Genomic DNA, 18,002 nt, shown 5'->3' with positions numbered 1-18,002 from the left:
CTTGCCTGCTCATTCGCCTCAGGCGCCGAGAACGATGTTCACGGCGCTTTCCTTCAGTTCGACGCCGAAGGCGCGCTGGTACTGTTCGGCCACCAGCGTGCGCTCCAGTTCATCGCACTTGTTGAGGAAGGTGATGCGGAAGGCAAAGGCGACATCGCCGAAGATTTCCGCATTTTCCGCCCAGGTGATGACGGTGCGCGGGCTCATCACGGTGGAGAGATCGCCGTTGATGAAGGCCGAGCGCGTCATGTCGGCAACGCGGACCATCTTGGAGACGGTTTCACGGCCCTGCGCGGTGGCGCCGAAACTCTTCACCTTGGCGGCGACGATATCGACTTCCTTCTCGTGCGGCAGGTAGTTCAGCGTGGTGACGATCGACCAGCGGTCCATCTGCGCCTGGTTGATCTGCTGGGTGCCGTGATAGAGGCCGGTCGTGTCGCCGAGGCCGACCGTGTTGGCGGTCGCAAACAGGCGGAAGGCCGGGTGAGGACGGATCACGCGGCTCTGGTCGAGCAGCGTCAGGCGACCGGACGATTCCAGCACGCGCTGGATCACGAACATCACGTCCGGACGGCCGGCATCGTATTCGTCGAAGACGAGCGCGACATTGTGCTGGTAGGCCCAGGGCAGGATGCCGTCCTTGAACTCGGTGATCTGCTTGCCGTCCTTCAGGACGATCGCGTCCTTGCCGACGAGATCGATACGGCTGACATGGCTGTCGAGGTTGACGCGCACGCAGGGCCAGTTGAGGCGGGCAGCGACCTGCTCGATATGGGTGGACTTGCCGGTGCCGTGGAAGCCGGACACCATCACGCGACGGTTGTGCGCGAAGCCGGCCAGAATGGCGAGCGTCGTATCGCGGTCAAACAGGTAATCGGGGTCGAGGTCGGGAACGTAAGGGTCGCCATTGCTGTAGGCGGGCACCTTCAGGTCCGTGTCAATGCCGAAGACGTCCCGGACAGACACCGTCGTATCCGGGAGGTTGGAAATATCAAGATCGATTTTGCTCATCACCACTCCACGCCGCACCCGGGACGGTGCGGCCGCAATCCTTGCTGCCATGCATCAGAACGGCTTAACAGAAACCGGACTGCTTTAACAATTGGTAGGCCTGTACGACAGCGCGAAAACGTTCCTCCGACCCGCGATCGCCGCCATTCGCGTCCGGATGATGTTTTTTGACGAGTTCCTTGTAGCGGCCCTTGATTTCAGCCGCCGTGGCGCCTGCGGTCAAGCCCATTGTGTCGAAAGCTTTCGCTTCCAGCGTCTTTAATCGCCGAACCGCCGGCTGGCTGGGGCGACTGCCGGCCTGGCTGTCACGCACGAAGCCGAACGGGTCCTTCACACGGTTGAAGCTCGCCGCCGAACCGGAACGCTGGCTGGCATGCAACGGCGCCTCGCGCGCCGACTTGTTGACGCCGACCGTCCAGGTGGGGCGATGGCCGGTGATCGCTTCCTTCTGGTAGCGGGCAATCTCGTTGTCCGACAGGCCGGAGAAATAGTTGTAGCCCTTGTTGTATTCCTTCACGTGCTCGAAGCAGAACAGGAAGAACTGACCCTCCGCATTGCGGCCCACGGGGGCGCGGTGGGCGCCCGGCTTGTCACAGCCGTCCCATTGGCAGGTAGGCGCCTGCGGCGCCGCGTCCTGCTCCCGTTTGCGGCGCGTGCGGATACGGTCGAAATATTTGGAATCCAGTCTCATGCGAGCAGATTATGGGGTGCCGCGGCAGGGACAACAAGAATTGACAAAGCGGTTTGTTGCTGCTTTCTGGGACCCCCTTTTCGCAAGTCCGGAGCCAGCCCATGAGCAAGTCGATCAGCCCGACCCCATCCGTGCGCGCCCGCATCGAAACGACGCTCTTCGAGGCGCTCAAACCGGCGCGGCTGGAGGTGATCGACGAAAGCCATCACCACGCCGGACACCAGCCGAACATCACCGGCACCGGCGAGACACACATGCGGGTCCGGGTGGTGTCCGAGCGTTTCGCGGGCGTCGGTCGCGTCGAGCGCCACCGCATCGTGAATGCGCTTCTGAAGCCGGAACTGGATGCGGGCCTGCATGCACTGGCCATCGAAGCGGCAGCACCGGGGGAGACGACGCGCTGGTAGCGGCAGAAAGCCGCGGCCCCCGGTGTCGGCCACTCAAGCCTTCAAAGGGATGTCTTCGGCCGGGCGGATGCGCAGCCGCGTGATGCGGTTCTTTTCCCGCTTCATCACCGTGAAGCGCTTGCCGTGGAAGGTGAAGCTCTGCCGCTCCTCGGGAATCAGCTTGGATTCGTGGATGACGAGACCGGCAATGGTGGTGGCCTCCTCGTCCGGCAGATTCCAGTCGAGCGCGCGGTTGAGGTCGCGGATCGGAACGGCGCCATCGACCACGATCGAACCGTCGGCCTCCTGGCGCACGCCCTGGATCTCGAGATCGTGCTCGTCGGCGATATCGCCGACGATCTCTTCCAGAATATCCTCCAGCGTCACGATGCCCTGCACCTCGCCATACTCGTCCACCACGACAGCAAAATGCATCTTGCGGCGCAGGAAAGCGTTCAGCTGATCCTTCAGGCTGGTGGTATCGGGCACGAACCAGGGCTTCTGGGCAATCTTCACGATATCCAGATCGCGCGGCTCCATGTCCGGCTCGGCAAGCGCCCGCAGCAGGTCCTTGGCGTGCACAACACCGATGATGTTTTCGGTGGAGTTGCGCCACAGCGGCATGCGGGTGAAGGGGCTTTCCAGCACGGCGCGCACCACCACGTCGGGCGGGTCGTCCGCATTGATCGCCCGCATCACCGTGCGGTGCTTCATCACGTCGGAGACTTCCAGTTCTTCCAGGTCCAGGAGGCCGCCCAGCCGGTCGCGGTCCGCCTTGATGAAGGAGCCTTCCTTGTGCAGCAGGTCCAGCGCGCCGCGCAGCTCCTCATGCGCGGTCAGCATGGAAATGCCACGCGACAGGTTGACCCCGAACAGGGAGAGAATGAAGCGGACGATCGCATTCACACCACTCGAGAGCGGACCGGCAAGACCAACGAAAACGCGTACCGCAGGCGCCACGGCGATGGCGAAGCGATCCGGTGTCGAGATGGCCCAGCTCTTCGGCAGCACTTCGGAAAAGACGACGAGAAGCACCGTCATCAGGACAGTGGCGGCCGCCACGCCCGTCTGGCCGAACAGGCCGAGGAACAGGCTTGTGGTGAGCGAGGAAGCGAGGATATTGACGAGATTGTTGCCGATCAGCAGCGCACCGATCAACCGGTCGCGCCGCTCGATCAACCGATTGACCAGCCCGGCCTGGAGATCGCCGTTGCTTTCCAGCGTGTGCATGCGCGCACGCGACACGGCCGTCAGCGCCGTTTCCGAACCCGAGAAGAAGGCCGAGGCGGCAATCAGCAGCAGAACGGATACGAGTGTCAGCCAGTACTCGGCCAGGAAGGCAAGGATCTCCTGCAGCATCACCCCTTTTGCGTCTCCTCCAGGAAGGACTGGACTTCGGATGCCGGTACATCGTCGGCGATGAAGGACTGGCCGATGCCGTGGGTCAGGATGAAGGTCAGCTGGCCGCCCTTCACCTTCTTGTCCTGGGCAATGGCGTTCATCAGCACCTCGGTCGGCAGAGCCTCCCCAGGTATGTCGGAAATCAGCGTCGGCAAGCCAACAGCCTTCAGATGCGCCTCGACGCGGGCTGCATCATCAGGGCTTGCGAGATTCATGCGGGCCGAGAAGCGATGCGCCAGCACCATGCCGATCGCAACGCCTTCGCCGTGGACCAGCCGGCGGCTGTCATATTGCGTGGCAGCTTCCAGCGCATGGCCAAAGGTATGGCCGAGATTGAGAAGGGCGCGACGGCCCGTTTCGCGCTCGTCCTCGACCACGACGTCGGCCTTGGCCTGACAGCTGATCGCAATCGCCTCGGCGCGGGCAGCCCCCCCGGCAAACACGGCCCGCCAGTTCTTCTCCAGCCATGCGAAGAAATCCGGCTTGTCGATCAGGCCATATTTCGCGACCTCGGCATAGCCGGCGCGGAACTCGCGTTCGCTCAGCGTATCGAGCGCGCCGGTATCGGAGAGCACCAGATCCGGCTGGTGGAACACGCCAAGCAGGTTCTTGCCGTGACGGGTATTGATGCCGGTCTTGCCACCCACGGAGGAATCGACCTGCGACAGCAGCGTCGTCGGAATCTGCACGAAGCGCACGCCGCGCCTGACGATGCCGGCGGCAAAGCCGGCGAGATCGCCGATCACGCCGCCGCCGAGCGCGATGATGCAGTCGTTACGCTCGATGCGGGCCGACAATGCCATGTCGCAGACGGCGACCAGCGGCTCCACGCTCTTGGTCTTTTCACCGGCCGGCAGCGTCAGAGAGACCGCCTCGATGCCGTCGGTCTGCAGGCTGTCCATCAGCGCTTCCAGGTAGAGCGGCGCGACATGCTCGTCTGTGACGATCGCCGCCTTGCGACCCTTGAGGCGCGCGGTGATCTCGCCGCCCGCATGGGCAATCAGGTCCGGCCCGATCAGGATGTCGTAGGCGCGCTCGCCGAGCGGCACATGGACAAGACGTTCCGGACTATTGTCAGCTGCACTGTTCATTGCGCTTTGCCTTCCTCGGCCAATGCAGCAAGGATCGCCAGAACCTCCTGGGCCATGGCATCCTTGCGAATGTCGCGGGATTCGACCGTCACGTCGGCCTCCGCGTAGATGGGGTAGCGCTGGTGCATCAGGTTTTCCAGCGTCTGCTTCGGGTTCTCGGTCTTCAAAAGCGGGCGGTTGTCGCGCTTGTTGACGCGATCCCACAACACGTCGAGGTCGGCCCGCAGCCAGAGCGACAGGCCGCCGGAGCGGATCACCGCGCGGGTGCGCTCGTTGATAAAGGCACCACCGCCGGTCGAGACCACGCGCGGCCCGCTTTTCAGCAGGCGCTCGATGACGCGGGTTTCCAGCGCCCGGAACTCTGCCTCGCCATAGGCGGCAAACAGTTCCGGGATCGTCATGCGCGATACGCGCTCGATCTCGGCATCGGTATCGACGAAGGGCATGGCGAGTTGTTGGGCAACGATCCGGCCGATGGCGGACTTGCCCGCACCCATCAGGCCGACGAAAATCAGATTGCGCCCCCGCAGGGCCGCGCGCGCCCGCTCGCTCAGCGTCAAGGGCTCTGTCGGTGGTGTGACGAGATCGGGCATCGCGGTCTTAAATGTGTCCTCTCGCGGTCCTTTGTCGGCAACCCTATCGACAAATGGATGTGCAGCGTCAAGCCACAGGCGGGCGGAAAGGTGGTCGTGGCACTTGTTCTTGCGCTCGCAGCCGGCTTTCCCCATAAGGGAAGCGCCTCGATGAACGGAGCAGCGCATGCCGACCCTCTTTCGTTTCCTGTCCATCATCGCCGTGCTGTGCGGCCTGGTCTATGGAAGCATGATGGCGCTGGCCGTGCTGGTCGAGCCGCGCGCGCGCGACGTCACGGTGCGCGTGCCTTCCGAGCGTCTCAACCCGCCCCAACCGTGAGAGCTGCCGTGGCCGATCTGTCCCGCGCCCATGCGGAAGCCTTTCTGGAAATGATGAGCGCCGAACGCGGTGCCGCCGCCAACACGCTTGCCTCTTACGAGCGCGACCTGGAGGATCTCGCGAGCTTTCTGTCGACGCGCAAGATCGGCCTTACCGCCGCCAGCAGCACCGATCTCACAGATTATCTCGCCCATCTGGCGGGCCAGGGTTTTGCCGCCTCCTCGCAGGCGCGCCGGCTCTCGGCGATGCGGCAGTTCTATCGCTTTCTCTATACCGAGGGACTGCGCGGCGACGACCCGACCGGCATTCTCGATGCGCCGAAGAAGGAGCGGGGACTGCCGAAGATCCTCAGCGAAGCCGAAGTCGGCCGGCTTCTCGCGCGTGCAGCCGAAGAAGCGGCCGCGCCGGAAGGCTCTGTCGGCGAGCGCATCGGCCGGTTGCGCATGCTGGCGCTGCTGGAACTGCTCTATGCGACGGGCATGCGCGTCAGCGAACTCGTTTCGCTGCCAGCCAAGGTGATGGATCAGGAAGGCCGCTTCCTGATGATCCGCGGCAAGGGGAACAAGGAACGGCTGGTGCCGCTGTCGCGTTCGGCGATCGCCGCCATGACCGCCTATGGCAAGGCCCGAAACGAAGCGATCGCCGCCGGGCGCGAGGCGGAAAGCTCCTGGCTCTTTCCGTCTGCCGGCAAGCAGGGCTATCTGCCACGGCAGGTCTTTGCCCGCGATCTCAAGGGTCTGGCCGCGCGCGCCGGCATCCGCACCAGCGCCATTTCCCCGCATGTGCTGCGCCATGCCTTTGCCAGCCACCTGTTGCAGAACGGGGCAGACCTGCGCGTGGTTCAGGAACTGCTCGGCCATTCGGACATTTCCACCACACAAATCTATACCCACGTGCTGGAAGAACGGCTGAGAGAAGTGGTGGAAATGCACCACCCTCTTGCAAAAGCCACCAAAAACCCTGATTAGAGCGCGGGCGGGGGGCGGCACGGCCGCCAACACGATCGGAACACGGAGCTCATGCAGACCTATCTCGACTTCGAAAAGCCCATCTCCGACCTGGAAGGCAAGATCCACGAGCTGAAGAAGCTGGCGGCGGAAGATGAGAGCATAGACACATCCGACGAGATCCAGCGTCTGGAAGTGCGCGTGCGCGAGGCGATGCAGGAGATCTACTCCAAGCTCAACGCCTGGCAGAAGACGCAGGTCGCCCGCCATCCGCAGCGCCCGCACTTCATCGATTATCAGAAGCACCTGTTCACCGAATTCACGCCGCTGGCCGGCGACCGCACCTTCGGCGAGGACGCCGCGATCCAGGCAGGCCTTGCGCGCTTCCGCGGCCAGCCCGTGGCGATCATCGGCCAGGAAAAGGGCAACGACACCAAGTCGCGCATCAAGCACAATTTCGGCAGCCCGCGTCCGGAAGGCTATCGCAAGGCGATCCGGGTGATGGAAATGGCCGACCGCTTCGGCCTGCCGGTGATTTCGCTGGTGGATACGGCAGGCGCCTATCCCGGCGTCGGCGCCGAGGAACGCGGCCAGGCGGAAGCGATTGCCCGCTCCACCGAAATGTGTCTGGCACTGAAGGTGCCGATGATCTCGATCATCATCGGCGAAGGCGGTTCGGGCGGTGCGATCGCTATTGCCACCGGCAACAAGGTGTTCATGCTGGAGCATGCGATCTATTCGGTCATTTCACCGGAAGGGGCGGCCTCCATCCTGTGGCGTGATTCGACGCGCGCCCGCGAAGCCGCCACCAACATGAAGATCACCGCAGAGGATCTGAAGGCGCTCGGTGTCATCGACGACATCATCCCGGAACCGCTTGGCGGCGCACATCGCGAACCGGAGACGGTGATCGAAACCGCCGGTGCGCTGATCGAAGCCTCGCTGAAGGAACTCGGACAGCTGTCGCCGGAGGACCTGCGCAAGCACCGACGCCAGAAATTTCTGGAAATCGGCCGCAATCTCTGATCAACTCTTAGATCGTGAGGAGCAGATTCTTCCGCTCTTCACGATTTTGTGCCAGGCCTGCGGCACGACGCGGTAAGATTATGTAAAGCTTACCGCTTTATTACGAATGGCAGAATGGGTATGTGCTTCGTCATATGCCTTGTTGATCGTCACACGTGATTTGTCCGATGCGCTTGAAACTGATCGCCTCCATTTTCCTGATGGCAACCGCGCTCGCCGGGTGCAACGACGCGCTTGATACGACGTCGATCGATCTCTCCAAGGTGAAGAACAAGGTCGAGCAGCCTCTGCCGGACCGCATCGTTGCGGAAATGCAGAAGAAGAACATGCCGCGCAATTCGCCGATCATGATTCGTGTCTTCAAAGAAGAAGGCAAGATGGAGATCTGGAAGGCGAAGGCGGACAACCGCTTCGACAAGATCGCCGAATATGACATCTGCGCCTGGTCGGGCAAGCTTGGCCCCAAGGTGAAGGAAGGCGACCGGCAGGCGCCGGAAGGCTTCTACAACCTTACGCCCGCGCATCTCAATCCCAATTCCAAATATTACCTCGCCATCAACACCGGGTTCCCGAACCGTTATGATGCGGCCAACGGCCGCAGCGGCTCCAACCTGATGATCCATGGCGCCTGCTCCTCGTCCGGCTGCTATTCGATGACGGACCAGCAGATCCTGGAAATCTACGCCTTTGCCCGGGATGCCTTCCGTGGCGGCCAGACCTCGGTTCAGCTGGAGGCCTTCCCCTTCCGCATGACGGCGGAAAACATGGCCCGCCATCGCAACAGCGAAAACCTCGAATTCTGGAAGATGCTGAAGGTGGGCTACGACCACTTCGAAGTGACGAAGCGGCCGCCGGAGGTGAATGTCTGCGAGAAGAAATACGTCTTCAACCAGCAGGTCCAGGGCTCCGGAGGGTTTTCGCCCACCGCTGCCTGCCCGCCGATGTCGACGCCGCCGGCGCTGACAGCCGCCCTCTCGACCTACGAGAAGGAATACCAGCTTGCCTATACCAAGGCGATGGACAAGCTGGACGGCAAGGTGTGGTACGAACCGACCGAGGCCGAGCGCAAGGCCGTCGTCGCCGACAAGCGCAAGGGCCGCGATCTCGCCTATGCGCCGACCGGCACCTCGCTGGCCGCCGGCAAGCTGGTGGAACCCGCCGAATTCGACAAGCTGATGGCCGCCCGCCTTGCCAAGACCCAGCCGCCCGGCACCATGCTGGCTTCCGCACAGCCGTCCGGCGCCGCTGCCAAGCAGTCCCGCCTGCTGGCCACGACAGCTCCGGCCGGCGACCGCTCCACCATGTCGGTCGCGACGGCCATGAACAGTGGGAACCGCCCTGCCGCCGCTCCGCTCACCGCCAGCGTTCAGCCGGCCAGCACCACCACAGGCGCCATTCCGGTGCCGGCACCCAATCCGCTCGCCTATGCCGCTGTTCAGCCGGTGAGCGACGATCAGAAGAAGCCCTTCTGGAAGTTCTGGTAAGCCGCCGGTGGCGGAGCCGATCATCTATGACCTGAAGGGGCTGAAATGCCCCCTCCCCGTGCTGAAGACCCGCAGGAAGCTGGCCGGCCTGCCGATCGGCGCAGAACTCTCGGTCGAGACCACGGACGGGCTGGCGGCCATCGACATTCCGCATGCGTGCCGCGAAGACGGCCAGACCCTGCTGGCAAGCGAGGCGACCGCCTTCGGCCATCGTTTCCTGATCCGCAAGGAGTGCGACCCGCCACCCCGCAGCGACGAGGATTTCTGAGCCGCAGCCAGCACAGGCCGGCGCTGCGCAGTCTGTCAGAGGCGCAGGCCGGGCACTGCGAGCGGGTTGTCCTCCAACGCGGCACGATCCGGCCGGTCGATGCGCGGCTGACCGGTAAAAGCCGCGAAAAGATCCGTCACGAACTCTTCCGACAGCCCTTGCGTGATCAGCACCATGCGTGTGCGCCGGTCGCTGCCTGCCGGCCAGCGTGGCAAACGCTCCGGCGGATGGAAGATGCTCTGCACCCCGTGCAGCACCAGCGGCCGCTCCACGTTGTCGGCGAGCTGGACGATCGCCTTCATGCGCAACAGTTTTTCGCCATGCGCCGAGCGCAGCAGGTCCACGAACATCTCCACCGCCATCGGCTCGATCGGCCGGTCGTGGACGATGGCGAAGGAGCGGATGTCATCCCCGTGACGGTTGACGTCGTGATGGTGATGATGGTGGCCACGCGGCACATGATCGTGGCCATGATGGTGATCGTGGTGATGATGACCGTGATCATCATGATCATGGTGGTGATCGTCCTCGTGGTCTTCCTGCAGCCAGCGGGAAACATCGGCGATCTTGCTGTCCGGATCGTAGAGGCCGTTGACGAGCAGGGCCGCGGTGCCCGCCTCCCCGGCATCGCCATCGCTCACCCTGGCGCGCGGGTTGAGTTCCTGGAGGCGCTGCAGAAGGGGTGAGAGCGCATCTGGTGCCAGAAGCGTCTTCTTGGTGAGAACCAGACGGTCGGCCACCGCCACCTGACGCAGGGCTTCCGGATGACGTGCCAGCGTCGAAAGACCATGCACCGCATCCACCACGGTGATGACGCCATCCAGCGAGAAGCTCTGGGCAATGACCGGATTGCCCATCACCGCCTGCATCACCGGCGCAGGATCTGCAAGGCCGGTCGTCTCGATCACCACGCGGCGGATCGGCTTCAGGCGGCCGGTCTGGATCTGGTCGACCAGCGAGGCCAGCGTTTCCACCAGTTCGCCGCGCACGGTGCAGCACAGGCAGCCGTTGGAGAGTTCCAGCAGCGTATCGCCCGAGGTCTCGACCAGGAAATTGTCGATGCCGACCTCGCCGAATTCGTTGATGATGACGGCGGTGTCATGCGCCTGCGGGTCCTTGAGGATGCGGTTGAGCAGGGTCGATTTGCCCGCCCCGAGGAAGCCGGTCAGGATCGAGACCGGAATGCGTTCGCTTGCCAGGGCCATGTGGATCGTCCCATGCTGGAGTTGGCGCATCCGGACGAAAGCGTGACACGCGGGATCCGTGACGGATGCGGAAGAACGAGAATACGACGCCCCCAGGCGGGGACGCGCAATTTAAAGCGCGGTCGGCCGCGGGATAGGCACCGGTACGGAGGCGCCGGAGCGCACATCACCCGCCTTGGCCGGACGGCCGGGGGCGGTGCCTGCATCGGCTGCCGGTTTGGCAGGCTCGGGGGGAGAAACGATCTCGGCCATGCTGAAGGCCGGCGGCGCCTCGCGTTCGGCAATATAGGGCGAATGGATCATCATGCGCCCCTGCTCGTCGCGGCCTTCGCTGCGCACCTTCGCGGCCTTCGGATTGCAGATATCGGCGCTGATATCCACCACCTCGTCACGGTCCGGACCGTAGGGCGCAAGGCTCGACAGCGGCACACCCTTGCCCGGATCCTCCGTCAGCGCTGCCTGCAACAGGGCCGCCGATTCCTCGGCACGCCCCGCAAGACTGTCGGAGCCGAGCACCACGGAGACAACAGTCCGGCCGTTGCGGGTGGCAGAGGATACCTGGTTGAAGCCGGAGGCACAGATGAAGCCGGTCTTCATGCCATCGGCACCGTTGAAGCGGCCAATCAGCATGTTGTAGTTCGGATAATCCTTGGCGCCGGTGGTGATGCCTTCCAGCGCGAAATAGCTGGCATATTGCGGAAAGTTGCGGCGCAGCGTCAGCGCCAGCACCGCGAGGTCACGCGCGGTTGTATACTGCCCCTTGCCGGGCAGGCCGTGCGGATTGATGAAATGCGACGACGTCATGCCGAGACGCTGGGCGGCATCGTTCATCATGGCGACGAACTGGTCGGCACTGCCGCCGCCCACGGTTTCCGCAAGCCCCATGGCCACGTCATTGGCCGACTTCACCACCAGGATCTTCAGCGCGGCATCGATCGTGAGCGTGGCGCCGGGCTTCACAAACATCTTGCTCGGCGGCTGGTCGACGGCCTTGCGGCTCATCACCACCGGCGTCTCCAGCGTCACCTTGCCGGCCTTCAGCGCCTCGAAGGTGACGTAGATGGTCATCAGCTTGGTGAGCGAGGCCGGGTACCACTTGCGGAACGCTTCCTGATGCGCGATCACCCGTCCACTCGCAACATCCACCACCATTTTCGGATTGGCGGCGGCCAGTTGCGGAAGCCCGGCGCACAGAAGTGCTGTGGAGAGGGCAAGGGCAAGCCTGCGGAACGCGGCTGACGGTCGGTTCGGGCTGTGGGGCAAGGAGCGGCCTCGTGATGGAACGCCAGATCTCGGTGGCGGGTAGACCGCCTCTATGGCCAAGGAATGGCAAAGATCATTGATTCCGTCAATTCCGCGGCGCAATATCGCGGCCAATGCGGGCACTTCGCCCGAGCACGTGCAATAAACAGGACATGCGATGCCGATCTTGAACAGAGCCGCCGACATGCAGGCCGAAATCAGCGCCTGGCGGCGCCATATCCATGAAAATCCGGGCCTGCTTTACGACGTGGAAGAGACCGCCGCCTTCGTGGAAGACAAGCTGAAGAGCTTCGGCGTGGACGAGATCGTCACCGGCCTCGGTCGCACCGGCGTCGTGGCCCTCATTCGCGGTCGCGGCGAGGGTGACCGGGTCATCGGGCTGCGCGCCGACATGGATGCCCTGCCGCTGACCGAGATCACGGGGAAACCCTGGGCCTCCCGCAAGGACGGCAAGATGCATGCCTGCGGCCATGACGGGCACACCGCCATGCTGCTGGGCGCGGCACAGTATCTGGCCGAGACCCGCAATTTCAACGGCACCGTCGCCCTCATCTTCCAGCCGGCGGAGGAAGGCGGTCGCGGCGCGCTCGCCATGGTCGAGGACGGCATGATGGACCGTTTCGGCATCCAGGAGGTTTATGGCATGCACAACATGCCGGGCATGGCGCTCGGCACCTTCGCCATCCGCAAGGGCGGCATCATGGCGGCCCCCGACAAGTTCACCATCCAGATCAAGGGCCGTGGCGGCCATGCGGCCGAACCGCACCGTACCGCCGATCCGATCGTCATCGGCGCCCAGATCGTCAACGGACTGCAACTGATCGCGGCGCGCAACGCCAATCCGCTGCGCTCGGTCGTCGTCTCCATCACCCAGTTCCATGCCGGCACCACGCACAACATCATCCCCGAAGAAGCAATGATCGCCGGTACGGTGCGCAGCCTGGACGAGGCGGTGCGCGACATGGCCGAAGCCCGCATCCGCCAGATCGCCGAAGGCATTGCCGCCGCCAATGACTGCGTGGCGGAGGTGGACTATGAGCGCGCCTGCCCGGTGACCGTCAACCATCCCGAAGAGACCATCCATGCAGCCAAGGCGGCCATGGCGATCGTGGGCGAGAAGAACGTGGATACCGAGGTCGATCCCAGCATGGCCGGCGAGGATTTCGCCTTCATGCTGCAGGCCCGCCCCGGCGCCTACATCATGATCGGCAACGGCGACACGGCGGCGCTGCACAACCCGGCCTATGATTTCAACGACGAGGCGATCGCCTACGGCGTCTCCTACTGGGTGAAACTCGTCGAGCAGCGCCTCGCCGACTGAGGCACCAACAAAGCCAACCACTGCCGGCCTGCCGACTTGTCGGCAGCGCCGGCCTGCGGTATGTAGCCAGTCATCTGCTATCGGTCCACGTAGCTCAGCAGGATAGAGCACAGGATTCCTAATCCTGGGGTCGGAGGTTCGAATCCTCTCGTGGACACCACTTCCCCCTCACCTGCTTGACCTTGCTGGCTAATCCCTAGCCGGCTCCAGTTCCGCCAAGCCCCAGCCAATCGCTGATCAGCCACCAGCCCCCGAGCAGGATGAAGGCGGTGAAGGCGAGTGAGGCAAGCGCGAACACCAGTCCACCCACCACAGCGGCGCCATCTCTCTGGGCAAGTCCCAAGGCCACGAAAAAGATCGAAAGCCCCGGCAGCACATTGCCGAACGGGATGGGCAAAGCAATCAGGACGGCCATCACGAAAACGACAAGTCCCAATGGACGCAGGGCGGCGCGACCGGCCAGCCCCGTCAGCCGCGGCCTCAGCCAGGTTTCCAGCCAGGCAAGCTTGGGCCCAAGCCGCACCGCCATGGCCTTCAGCAGCGCCTGCGGCACCTCGACGCGCGCCAGCCGCTGCGGCAGGATAAACCGGTCCGCACCGATCACCAGTTGCGCGGCCAGCAACGCGAGTGCGGTGCCAAACACCATTCCGGCCGGGATGCCAGGCGTTGGAATGATCGCCGGAATGGAAAAGACCAGCAGCACCAGCGCGGTCGCATGTTCACCGAGGATCGCCAGCAGGCGGCCAAGCGTCGCACGACCAGGCCCAAGCCGCTCCGGCAGAGCCTCCAGCAGACGCGCCAGACCGTCTCGGCTCGTTTCGGATGCCATGTCAGCCATGACCGCATCCTTCCGCCATCATCCCTCGAGATATTTCGCGGGGGACAGCATTCCTCCGCCCGGTGCAGATCCCTGTTCGTCTCACGCCACTCCTTGTCCGGCCGGTCTCGTTGCATCAGGCCGGCACCGGCAGGATATGGGAAGGGAGATGCCGGATGCGAAGAGGAGGTCGCGCAAAAAGCCGGTAACGCACGTCACGGAGGCATCCGAAAACGCCGTGCTCCGCCACGTTAGCGCTATCATCGCCGCACTAGCGATGGGCGGCGGCAGAGATTGTATCCATGAACACGACGCTTTGCTGGCAGAGCCTGGCCTCGTCGATGAAGGTATCCAGGCATTCGAGCAGCCGGTTGCGACGACTGGTGACTTCCGGTTCCGGCAAGGGGGACAGGTTGAAGGCACCGATGGCGGTGAGGAAGGCCTGCATGGCTGTACTTAGCGACGGCAGCAGATCAACGAGGTAGACACTCGGCTGACGCGCATCCAGCATATCGGTCACGTAGGCGGACAGGCTTTTCGGGATGGAGAGCGCATCCTGGCGGTCGCAGGTCGCCACCAGATTCCGCAGCCCGATTGCATCCATACTGTCGATCGTCATGGTCGTTTCCTGGCAGGACGTTGGAGGTCTTCGGTTTCCGGCCGGGGCGACGGTTGGTAAGCGGCGGGCCGCTTGCGCCATGCTTGAACACCGCTGCCGGAACTCAAAAACAAAAGTTAAAATTGTCGGAAATGATGAGTAGCCTCAGAAATGATCGTGTCAACGCTAGCGCACAAAGATTGAGCGAGGCTGTGGATGACGGTCCCGCCAAGGCACAGGACCCGACCGGTCAAGGGCCGGCATGAACGGTTCCGGCACAGGTGACGCTGATCCTGTGTCGGGCCGAAGGACTGGCGGGCGGCGTGCAGAATCAACGCAGGCGCACATGCTCCATGCGAAAGCCAAGCCCCATCAGCCGGCCGGCGAGATGGGCAAGCAGCGGAAAGCGCGCGATGCCGCGGATGAAGGCGGGCGGCCCCTTGCGGCGCTCGTCGTCCGCCTGATCCTTGCGCCTGCTGGAGCGCATCATCAGTTGCAGCCTCTGCGTCGCCCTGGTCGGAAACAGCCGGCGTTTTTCGACGGCAGCAAGATGCTGATCCGTCAGCCTTCCTTCCTTCAGAGGCCGGGCGAGAAGATTGCCGGCCGCCACCGCATCCTGAATGGCGAGATTGACGCCGACGCCGCCGATCGGCGACATGGCATGCGCCGCATCCCCGATCGCCAGCAGGCCGGGCTTCCACCACTGCTTCAGCCGGTCGATACGCACCTGCAACAGGCTGACATCCTCCCAACCGGCGATTTCCGCCATGCGTGAGGCGGGAAGCGGCGAGACGGCGCGCACCATGTCGCGAAAAGCCTCCAGGTCGCCGGCGCGAATCTCGGCAAAGGTGCCGCGGCGCACGATGAAACCGCACTGCCAGTAATCGCCGCGATCGATCAGCACGAAACCCTGGCGCGGGCCGGCATGGCCCATGGTCTCAGCAGGATCGCCCGTCTGCTTGGAGAGCTTCATCCAGACGACTTCGCTGGGTGTGCCGAAGCTTTCGACCGCAAGGCCCGCCTTTTCGCGCACCACCGAATGGCGGCCATCGGCAGCCACCACCAGCGTTGCGGCAAGATCGAAACGAACACCGTCCCGCTCCAGCCGAAGTCCGGAAACACGGCCGTTCCGAAAGATCACGTCCACCACCTTCGTTGCCATCATCAGATGGAAATTCGGATAGCGTGCCGCCTCCTTCGACAGGAAGTCGAGAAAATCCCATTGCGGCATGAAGGCGATGAAGCGATTGCGCACCGGCAGGCGGGAGAAATCCGCCATGGTGATCGTCTGTCCGCCGATCTCCGCCGACAGTTTTGGCGCCCGCGTATGCGGAAGCTTCAGGAAGGCCTCTTCCAGGCCGAGTTCGTAAATGACCTCCAGCGTGGAGGGATGGATGGTGTCGCCGCGAAAATCGCGCAGGAAATCGCCATGCTTCTCGATGACGGTGACATCGACGCCGGCCCGCGCCAGAAGCAGGCCCAGCATCAGGCCCGCCGGGCCGCCGCCGGCAATGGCGCAGGTCGTTGTCCGTGCTTCGTCACCCATGATCCTGTCTCCACCCATCCGTCATCATTGCCGCGTCCCGCAGTCTATCGCATCTGGCATCGGCGGGGACGAAATTCAATGCGGCGCATCCGCCCTTGTGAGGGACCTTCGCCAGCTGTAAACGAACCGGGACCAACGCGGATCTCATGCATGACAGCCTCTACGCGCAGCATTTCCATTCTCGGCTCCACCGGCTCGATCGGCACCAATACACTGGATGTTCTGACGCATCTTGGCGGGCGCGAGACCTTCGAGGTGGTGGCGCTGACGGGGGCGAGCAATATTGCGCTTCTGGCCGAGCAGGCGATTGCCCATGGTGCGCGCCTGGCGGTGACCGCAGACGAAAGCCAGTATGTGGCGCTGCGTGACCTCTTGTCCGGCACCGGCATCGAGGTGGCGGCCGGTCAGAGCGGCCTGATGGAAGCCGCCAATGCCGGGGCCGACATGGTGATGGCAGCAATCGTCGGCACGGCCGGACTTGCGCCCACACTGGCCGCCGCGCGCCGCGGCGCAGACATTGCGCTTGCCAACAAGGAATGCCTCGTCTCCGCCGGCGATCTGTTCGTTGCCGCGGTGCGCCAGGGCGGCGGACGGCTGCTGCCGGTCGACAGCGAGCACAATGCAATCTTCCAGGTGCTGGAGGAAAGCCAGCGCCATGCCGTCGAACGGGTGATCCTCACCGCCTCCGGCGGCCCCTTCCGCACCTTCACCCGCGAACAGATGGCAAATGTGACGGTGGAGACCGCGCGCGCCCATCCCAACTGGTCGATGGGCCTCAAAATTTCCATCGACAGCGCCTCGATGTTCAACAAGGCGCTGGAGATGATCGAGGCCAAGCACCTGTTCGGCCTCGCTCCGGAGCAGGTGGAGGTGATCGTCCATCCGCAATCGATCATCCATTCGATGGTCGGCTATTCCGATGGGTCGGTGCTCGCCCAGCTCGGATCTCCAGACATGCGCCATGCCATCGGCTATGCGCTGGAATTTCCGCGCCGCGCAAAGCTGCCGGTGGAGCGGCTGGATTTCGCCAGACTGGCACGGCTGGATTTCGAGGCGCCAGACGAAGCGCGCTTCCCCGCCCTCCGCCTCGCACGCCTTGCCATGACGCGCGGCGGCGTGCAGGGCGCGGTACTGAACGGCGCCAAGGAAGTGGCGCTCGACGCCTTCATCGCCGGCGATACCGGCTTTCTTTCCATGGCCCAGATCACCGAAGCGGTGATGGAAGAGCTTGCGCATCTGCCACCCGCCGCCAGCATGGACGACGTGTTTGCGGCCGATCTGGAGGCGCGGCAACGGGCGAAGGCCAGGCTGGGGTGAGGTCAGGCGGCCCGAACTTCGCTCAACAGTTCGGGATGCTGGTCCAGCAGACGCAGCAGCTTGACGAGGGCCACAGGCGGACGTGTCTTCCCGTTTTCGTAGCGGGAGAACGCATTGACGCCACCGCCAAAAATCTCACCGGCCTGCTTCTGGTCCAGCTTCAGCTTGCGGCGAACAGCGGCGATATAGGCGGGATCGACCAGCACGGCGTTCACCTTGCGCTGGAATTCACCCACCAGCCGGCTAAACCGATCGCCCTCGGCAGCATCGAGGATTACTTCGTGACAGGCCGGGCAGAAATCACCCGTCACACCGGGGATCAGGGTTTTCTCGCCCCTGTAGGCATAAGCCACATCCCGAGTGTCATGAACGAGGTCGGCCGCCCCGCAGCACGGACATTTCATCTCACAGTTCCTTGAAGGACACGATCAGCACGTCATCGATCACGGTAAGCTTCAGATAGACAGCATCACCCAGTCCTGTACGCGTTCGGTAGACATCCTGCCAGATGGCATTGTCCGCATGGGTCGTCATGGACTTGTAAAAGTTGCTTAAGGTCAACGCCATCACCACCTCGCAGATGCCCCCAAGGTCAACAATGCCCAGAGCACGGGCCCCGAGAAATGCAGAACCCGTTGCCCGCACACCCCCCGTCTCGACGAGAAGCTTGACGCGTTCCAGAGAACAATGCGGCTTGCGTTTCTCCATAAATAACCTT

At 63.6% G+C, this 18,002-nt stretch carries 20 protein-coding genes and 1 tRNA gene; 9 read left to right on the top strand and 12 right to left on the bottom strand.

From position 1 onward, the window contains the following. Positions 1-18 precede the first annotated feature (18 nt). Together cobS and FNA46_RS20845 are read right to left on the bottom strand one after the other, a co-directional pair. Entirely contained in the window at positions 19-1,011 is a 993-nt protein-coding gene (gene cobS, locus FNA46_RS20850) for a cobaltochelatase subunit CobS (RefSeq protein WP_143127138.1), read from the bottom strand. 64 nt (positions 1,012-1,075) lie between these two features. After that, a complete protein-coding gene (locus tag FNA46_RS20845) occupies positions 1,076-1,702 on the bottom strand; it encodes a J domain-containing protein (protein ID WP_143127137.1) in 627 nt (208 codons plus the stop codon). Positions 1,703-1,803: 101 nt separating this feature from the next. On the opposite strand from FNA46_RS20845, the gene FNA46_RS20840 reads away from it, so the two are divergent. Continuing rightward, positions 1,804-2,109: a BolA family protein gene (locus FNA46_RS20840; RefSeq protein WP_143127136.1), complete on the top strand. Its 306-nt coding sequence runs from the start codon at positions 1,804-1,806 to the stop codon at positions 2,107-2,109. 33 nt (positions 2,110-2,142) lie between these two features. Here FNA46_RS20840 and FNA46_RS20835 read toward each other — a convergent pair whose 3' ends face one another. Genes FNA46_RS20835 through FNA46_RS20825 form a run of 3 tightly spaced genes read right to left on the bottom strand, consistent with a single transcriptional unit; the run spans position 2,143 to position 5,173 of the window. After that, positions 2,143-3,447 (bottom strand): HlyC/CorC family transporter, encoded by a 1,305-nt coding sequence (locus FNA46_RS20835; protein ID WP_143127135.1) that lies wholly within the window; start codon positions 3,445-3,447, stop codon positions 2,143-2,145. Beyond that, entirely contained in the window at positions 3,447-4,580 is a 1,134-nt protein-coding gene (aroB, locus tag FNA46_RS20830) for a 3-dehydroquinate synthase (protein WP_143127134.1), read from the bottom strand. The genes FNA46_RS20835 and aroB overlap by 1 nt, the downstream gene beginning before the upstream one ends. Further along, complete coding sequence (locus FNA46_RS20825; protein ID WP_143127133.1) at positions 4,577-5,173, bottom strand: shikimate kinase; 597 nt, start codon at positions 5,171-5,173, stop codon at positions 4,577-4,579. The genes aroB and FNA46_RS20825 overlap by 4 nt, the downstream gene beginning before the upstream one ends. A 166-nt stretch (positions 5,174-5,339) precedes the next feature. Between FNA46_RS20825 and FNA46_RS26185 the strand changes: the two genes are divergently transcribed. The 5 genes from FNA46_RS26185 to FNA46_RS20805 all read left to right on the top strand — a co-directional run bounded on the left by FNA46_RS26185 (position 5,340) and on the right by FNA46_RS20805 (position 9,217). Further along, complete coding sequence (locus FNA46_RS26185; protein WP_185969940.1) at positions 5,340-5,492, top strand: hypothetical protein; 153 nt, start codon at positions 5,340-5,342, stop codon at positions 5,490-5,492. Between the two features lie 8 nt (positions 5,493-5,500). Then, entirely contained in the window at positions 5,501-6,460 is a 960-nt protein-coding gene (gene xerD, locus FNA46_RS20820) for a site-specific tyrosine recombinase XerD (protein ID WP_143127132.1), read from the top strand. A 51-nt stretch (positions 6,461-6,511) separates the two neighbouring features. Continuing rightward, positions 6,512-7,465: an acetyl-CoA carboxylase carboxyltransferase subunit alpha gene (locus FNA46_RS20815; protein WP_143127131.1), complete on the top strand. Its 954-nt coding sequence runs from the start codon at positions 6,512-6,514 to the stop codon at positions 7,463-7,465. A gap of 167 nt (positions 7,466-7,632) precedes the next feature. Continuing rightward, on the top strand, positions 7,633-8,949 hold the full coding sequence (locus FNA46_RS20810) for a L,D-transpeptidase family protein (protein WP_143127130.1): 1,317 nt from the start codon (positions 7,633-7,635) through the stop codon (positions 8,947-8,949). A 7-nt stretch (positions 8,950-8,956) separates the two neighbouring features. Then, positions 8,957-9,217 (top strand): sulfurtransferase TusA family protein, encoded by a 261-nt coding sequence (locus FNA46_RS20805; protein WP_143127129.1) that lies wholly within the window; start codon positions 8,957-8,959, stop codon positions 9,215-9,217. Positions 9,218-9,252: 35 nt separating this feature from the next. Here the strand turns inward: FNA46_RS20805 and FNA46_RS20800 are convergent, their stop codons facing one another. Both FNA46_RS20800 and FNA46_RS20795 read right to left on the bottom strand, forming a co-directional pair. Then, positions 9,253-10,422: a CobW family GTP-binding protein gene (locus FNA46_RS20800; RefSeq protein ID WP_143127128.1), complete on the bottom strand. Its 1,170-nt coding sequence runs from the start codon at positions 10,420-10,422 to the stop codon at positions 9,253-9,255. Between the two features lie 111 nt (positions 10,423-10,533). Next, positions 10,534-11,685 carry a D-alanyl-D-alanine carboxypeptidase family protein gene (locus FNA46_RS20795; protein ID WP_244618022.1) on the bottom strand — a complete coding sequence of 384 codons (1,152 nt, stop codon included), beginning with the start codon at positions 11,683-11,685 and terminating at the stop codon, positions 10,534-10,536. Positions 11,686-11,842: 157 nt separating this feature from the next. Between FNA46_RS20795 and FNA46_RS20790 the strand changes: the two genes are divergently transcribed. Together FNA46_RS20790 and FNA46_RS20785 are read left to right on the top strand one after the other, a co-directional pair. Further along, positions 11,843-13,006: a M20 aminoacylase family protein gene (locus tag FNA46_RS20790; RefSeq protein ID WP_143127126.1), complete on the top strand. Its 1,164-nt coding sequence runs from the start codon at positions 11,843-11,845 to the stop codon at positions 13,004-13,006. Between the two features lie 83 nt (positions 13,007-13,089). Further along, positions 13,090-13,166: transfer RNA gene (locus FNA46_RS20785), tRNA-Arg, on the top strand. A gap of 36 nt (positions 13,167-13,202) precedes the next feature. Here FNA46_RS20785 and FNA46_RS20780 read toward each other — a convergent pair. The 3 genes from FNA46_RS20780 to FNA46_RS20770 all read right to left on the bottom strand — a co-directional run bounded on the left by FNA46_RS20780 (position 13,203) and on the right by FNA46_RS20770 (position 15,967). Then, positions 13,203-13,844, bottom strand: a complete 642-nt coding sequence (locus tag FNA46_RS20780) for an exopolysaccharide biosynthesis protein (protein WP_143127125.1) — start codon at positions 13,842-13,844, stop codon at positions 13,203-13,205. Between the two features lie 250 nt (positions 13,845-14,094). After that, entirely contained in the window at positions 14,095-14,442 is a 348-nt protein-coding gene (locus tag FNA46_RS20775) for a hypothetical protein (RefSeq protein WP_143127124.1), read from the bottom strand. A gap of 310 nt (positions 14,443-14,752) precedes the next feature. Further along, a complete protein-coding gene (locus FNA46_RS20770; protein WP_185969939.1) occupies positions 14,753-15,967 on the bottom strand; it encodes an FAD-dependent oxidoreductase in 1,215 nt (404 codons plus the stop codon). A 150-nt stretch (positions 15,968-16,117) separates the two neighbouring features. Between FNA46_RS20770 and dxr the strand changes: the two genes are divergently transcribed. After that, entirely contained in the window at positions 16,118-17,284 is a 1,167-nt protein-coding gene (gene dxr, locus FNA46_RS20765) for a 1-deoxy-D-xylulose-5-phosphate reductoisomerase (protein ID WP_143127122.1), read from the top strand. 2 nt (positions 17,285-17,286) lie between these two features. On the opposite strand, the gene FNA46_RS20760 is transcribed toward dxr, so the two are convergent. Next, positions 17,287-17,688, bottom strand: coding sequence for a type II toxin-antitoxin system MqsA family antitoxin (locus FNA46_RS20760; RefSeq protein WP_143127121.1), 402 nt, complete (start codon positions 17,686-17,688; stop codon positions 17,287-17,289). Position 17,689: 1 nt separating this feature from the next. Next, positions 17,690-17,992 (bottom strand): type II toxin-antitoxin system MqsR family toxin, encoded by a 303-nt coding sequence (locus tag FNA46_RS20755; RefSeq protein ID WP_143127120.1) that lies wholly within the window; start codon positions 17,990-17,992, stop codon positions 17,690-17,692. Between the last annotated feature and the right edge of the window lie 10 nt (positions 17,993-18,002).

The sequence above is a fragment of the Affinirhizobium straminoryzae genome, assembly GCF_007004135.1.
In the GTDB taxonomy this organism is placed as follows: domain Bacteria; phylum Pseudomonadota; class Alphaproteobacteria; order Rhizobiales; family Rhizobiaceae; genus Neorhizobium; species Neorhizobium straminoryzae.
Note: the sequence above shows the minus strand (reverse complement) of the source record. Positions and strands in the feature narration are given on the sequence as shown.

Bases quoted from the DNA above. Each gene is read 5' to 3' on its own strand.
- FNA46_RS20800 (WP_143127128.1), bottom strand. From the start codon at position 10,422: ATGGCCCTGGCAAGCGAACGCATTCCGGTCTCGATCCTGACCGGCTTC.
- FNA46_RS26185 (WP_185969940.1), top strand. From the start codon at position 5,340: ATGCCGACCCTCTTTCGTTTCCTGTCCATCATCGCCGTGCTGTGCGGC.
- FNA46_RS20815 (WP_143127131.1), top strand. From the start codon at position 6,512: ATGCAGACCTATCTCGACTTCGAAAAGCCCATCTCCGACCTGGAAGGC.
- FNA46_RS20780 (WP_143127125.1), bottom strand. From the start codon at position 13,844: ATGGCTGACATGGCATCCGAAACGAGCCGAGACGGTCTGGCGCGTCTG.
- FNA46_RS20835 (WP_143127135.1), bottom strand. From the start codon at position 3,447: ATGCTGCAGGAGATCCTTGCCTTCCTGGCCGAGTACTGGCTGACACTC.
- dxr (WP_143127122.1), top strand. From the start codon at position 16,118: ATGACAGCCTCTACGCGCAGCATTTCCATTCTCGGCTCCACCGGCTCG.
- FNA46_RS20810 (WP_143127130.1), top strand. From the start codon at position 7,633: ATGCGCTTGAAACTGATCGCCTCCATTTTCCTGATGGCAACCGCGCTC.
- aroB (WP_143127134.1), bottom strand. From the start codon at position 4,580: ATGAACAGTGCAGCTGACAATAGTCCGGAACGTCTTGTCCATGTGCCG.
- FNA46_RS20825 (WP_143127133.1), bottom strand. From the start codon at position 5,173: ATGCCCGATCTCGTCACACCACCGACAGAGCCCTTGACGCTGAGCGAG.
- FNA46_RS20845 (WP_143127137.1), bottom strand. From the start codon at position 1,702: ATGAGACTGGATTCCAAATATTTCGACCGTATCCGCACGCGCCGCAAA.
- FNA46_RS20755 (WP_143127120.1), bottom strand. From the start codon at position 17,992: ATGGAGAAACGCAAGCCGCATTGTTCTCTGGAACGCGTCAAGCTTCTC.
- FNA46_RS20760 (WP_143127121.1), bottom strand. From the start codon at position 17,688: ATGAAATGTCCGTGCTGCGGGGCGGCCGACCTCGTTCATGACACTCGG.
- FNA46_RS20775 (WP_143127124.1), bottom strand. From the start codon at position 14,442: ATGACGATCGACAGTATGGATGCAATCGGGCTGCGGAATCTGGTGGCG.
- cobS (WP_143127138.1), bottom strand. From the start codon at position 1,011: ATGAGCAAAATCGATCTTGATATTTCCAACCTCCCGGATACGACGGTG.
- FNA46_RS20770 (WP_185969939.1), bottom strand. From the start codon at position 15,967: ATGGGTGACGAAGCACGGACAACGACCTGCGCCATTGCCGGCGGCGGC.
- FNA46_RS20790 (WP_143127126.1), top strand. From the start codon at position 11,843: ATGCCGATCTTGAACAGAGCCGCCGACATGCAGGCCGAAATCAGCGCC.
- FNA46_RS20840 (WP_143127136.1), top strand. From the start codon at position 1,804: ATGAGCAAGTCGATCAGCCCGACCCCATCCGTGCGCGCCCGCATCGAA.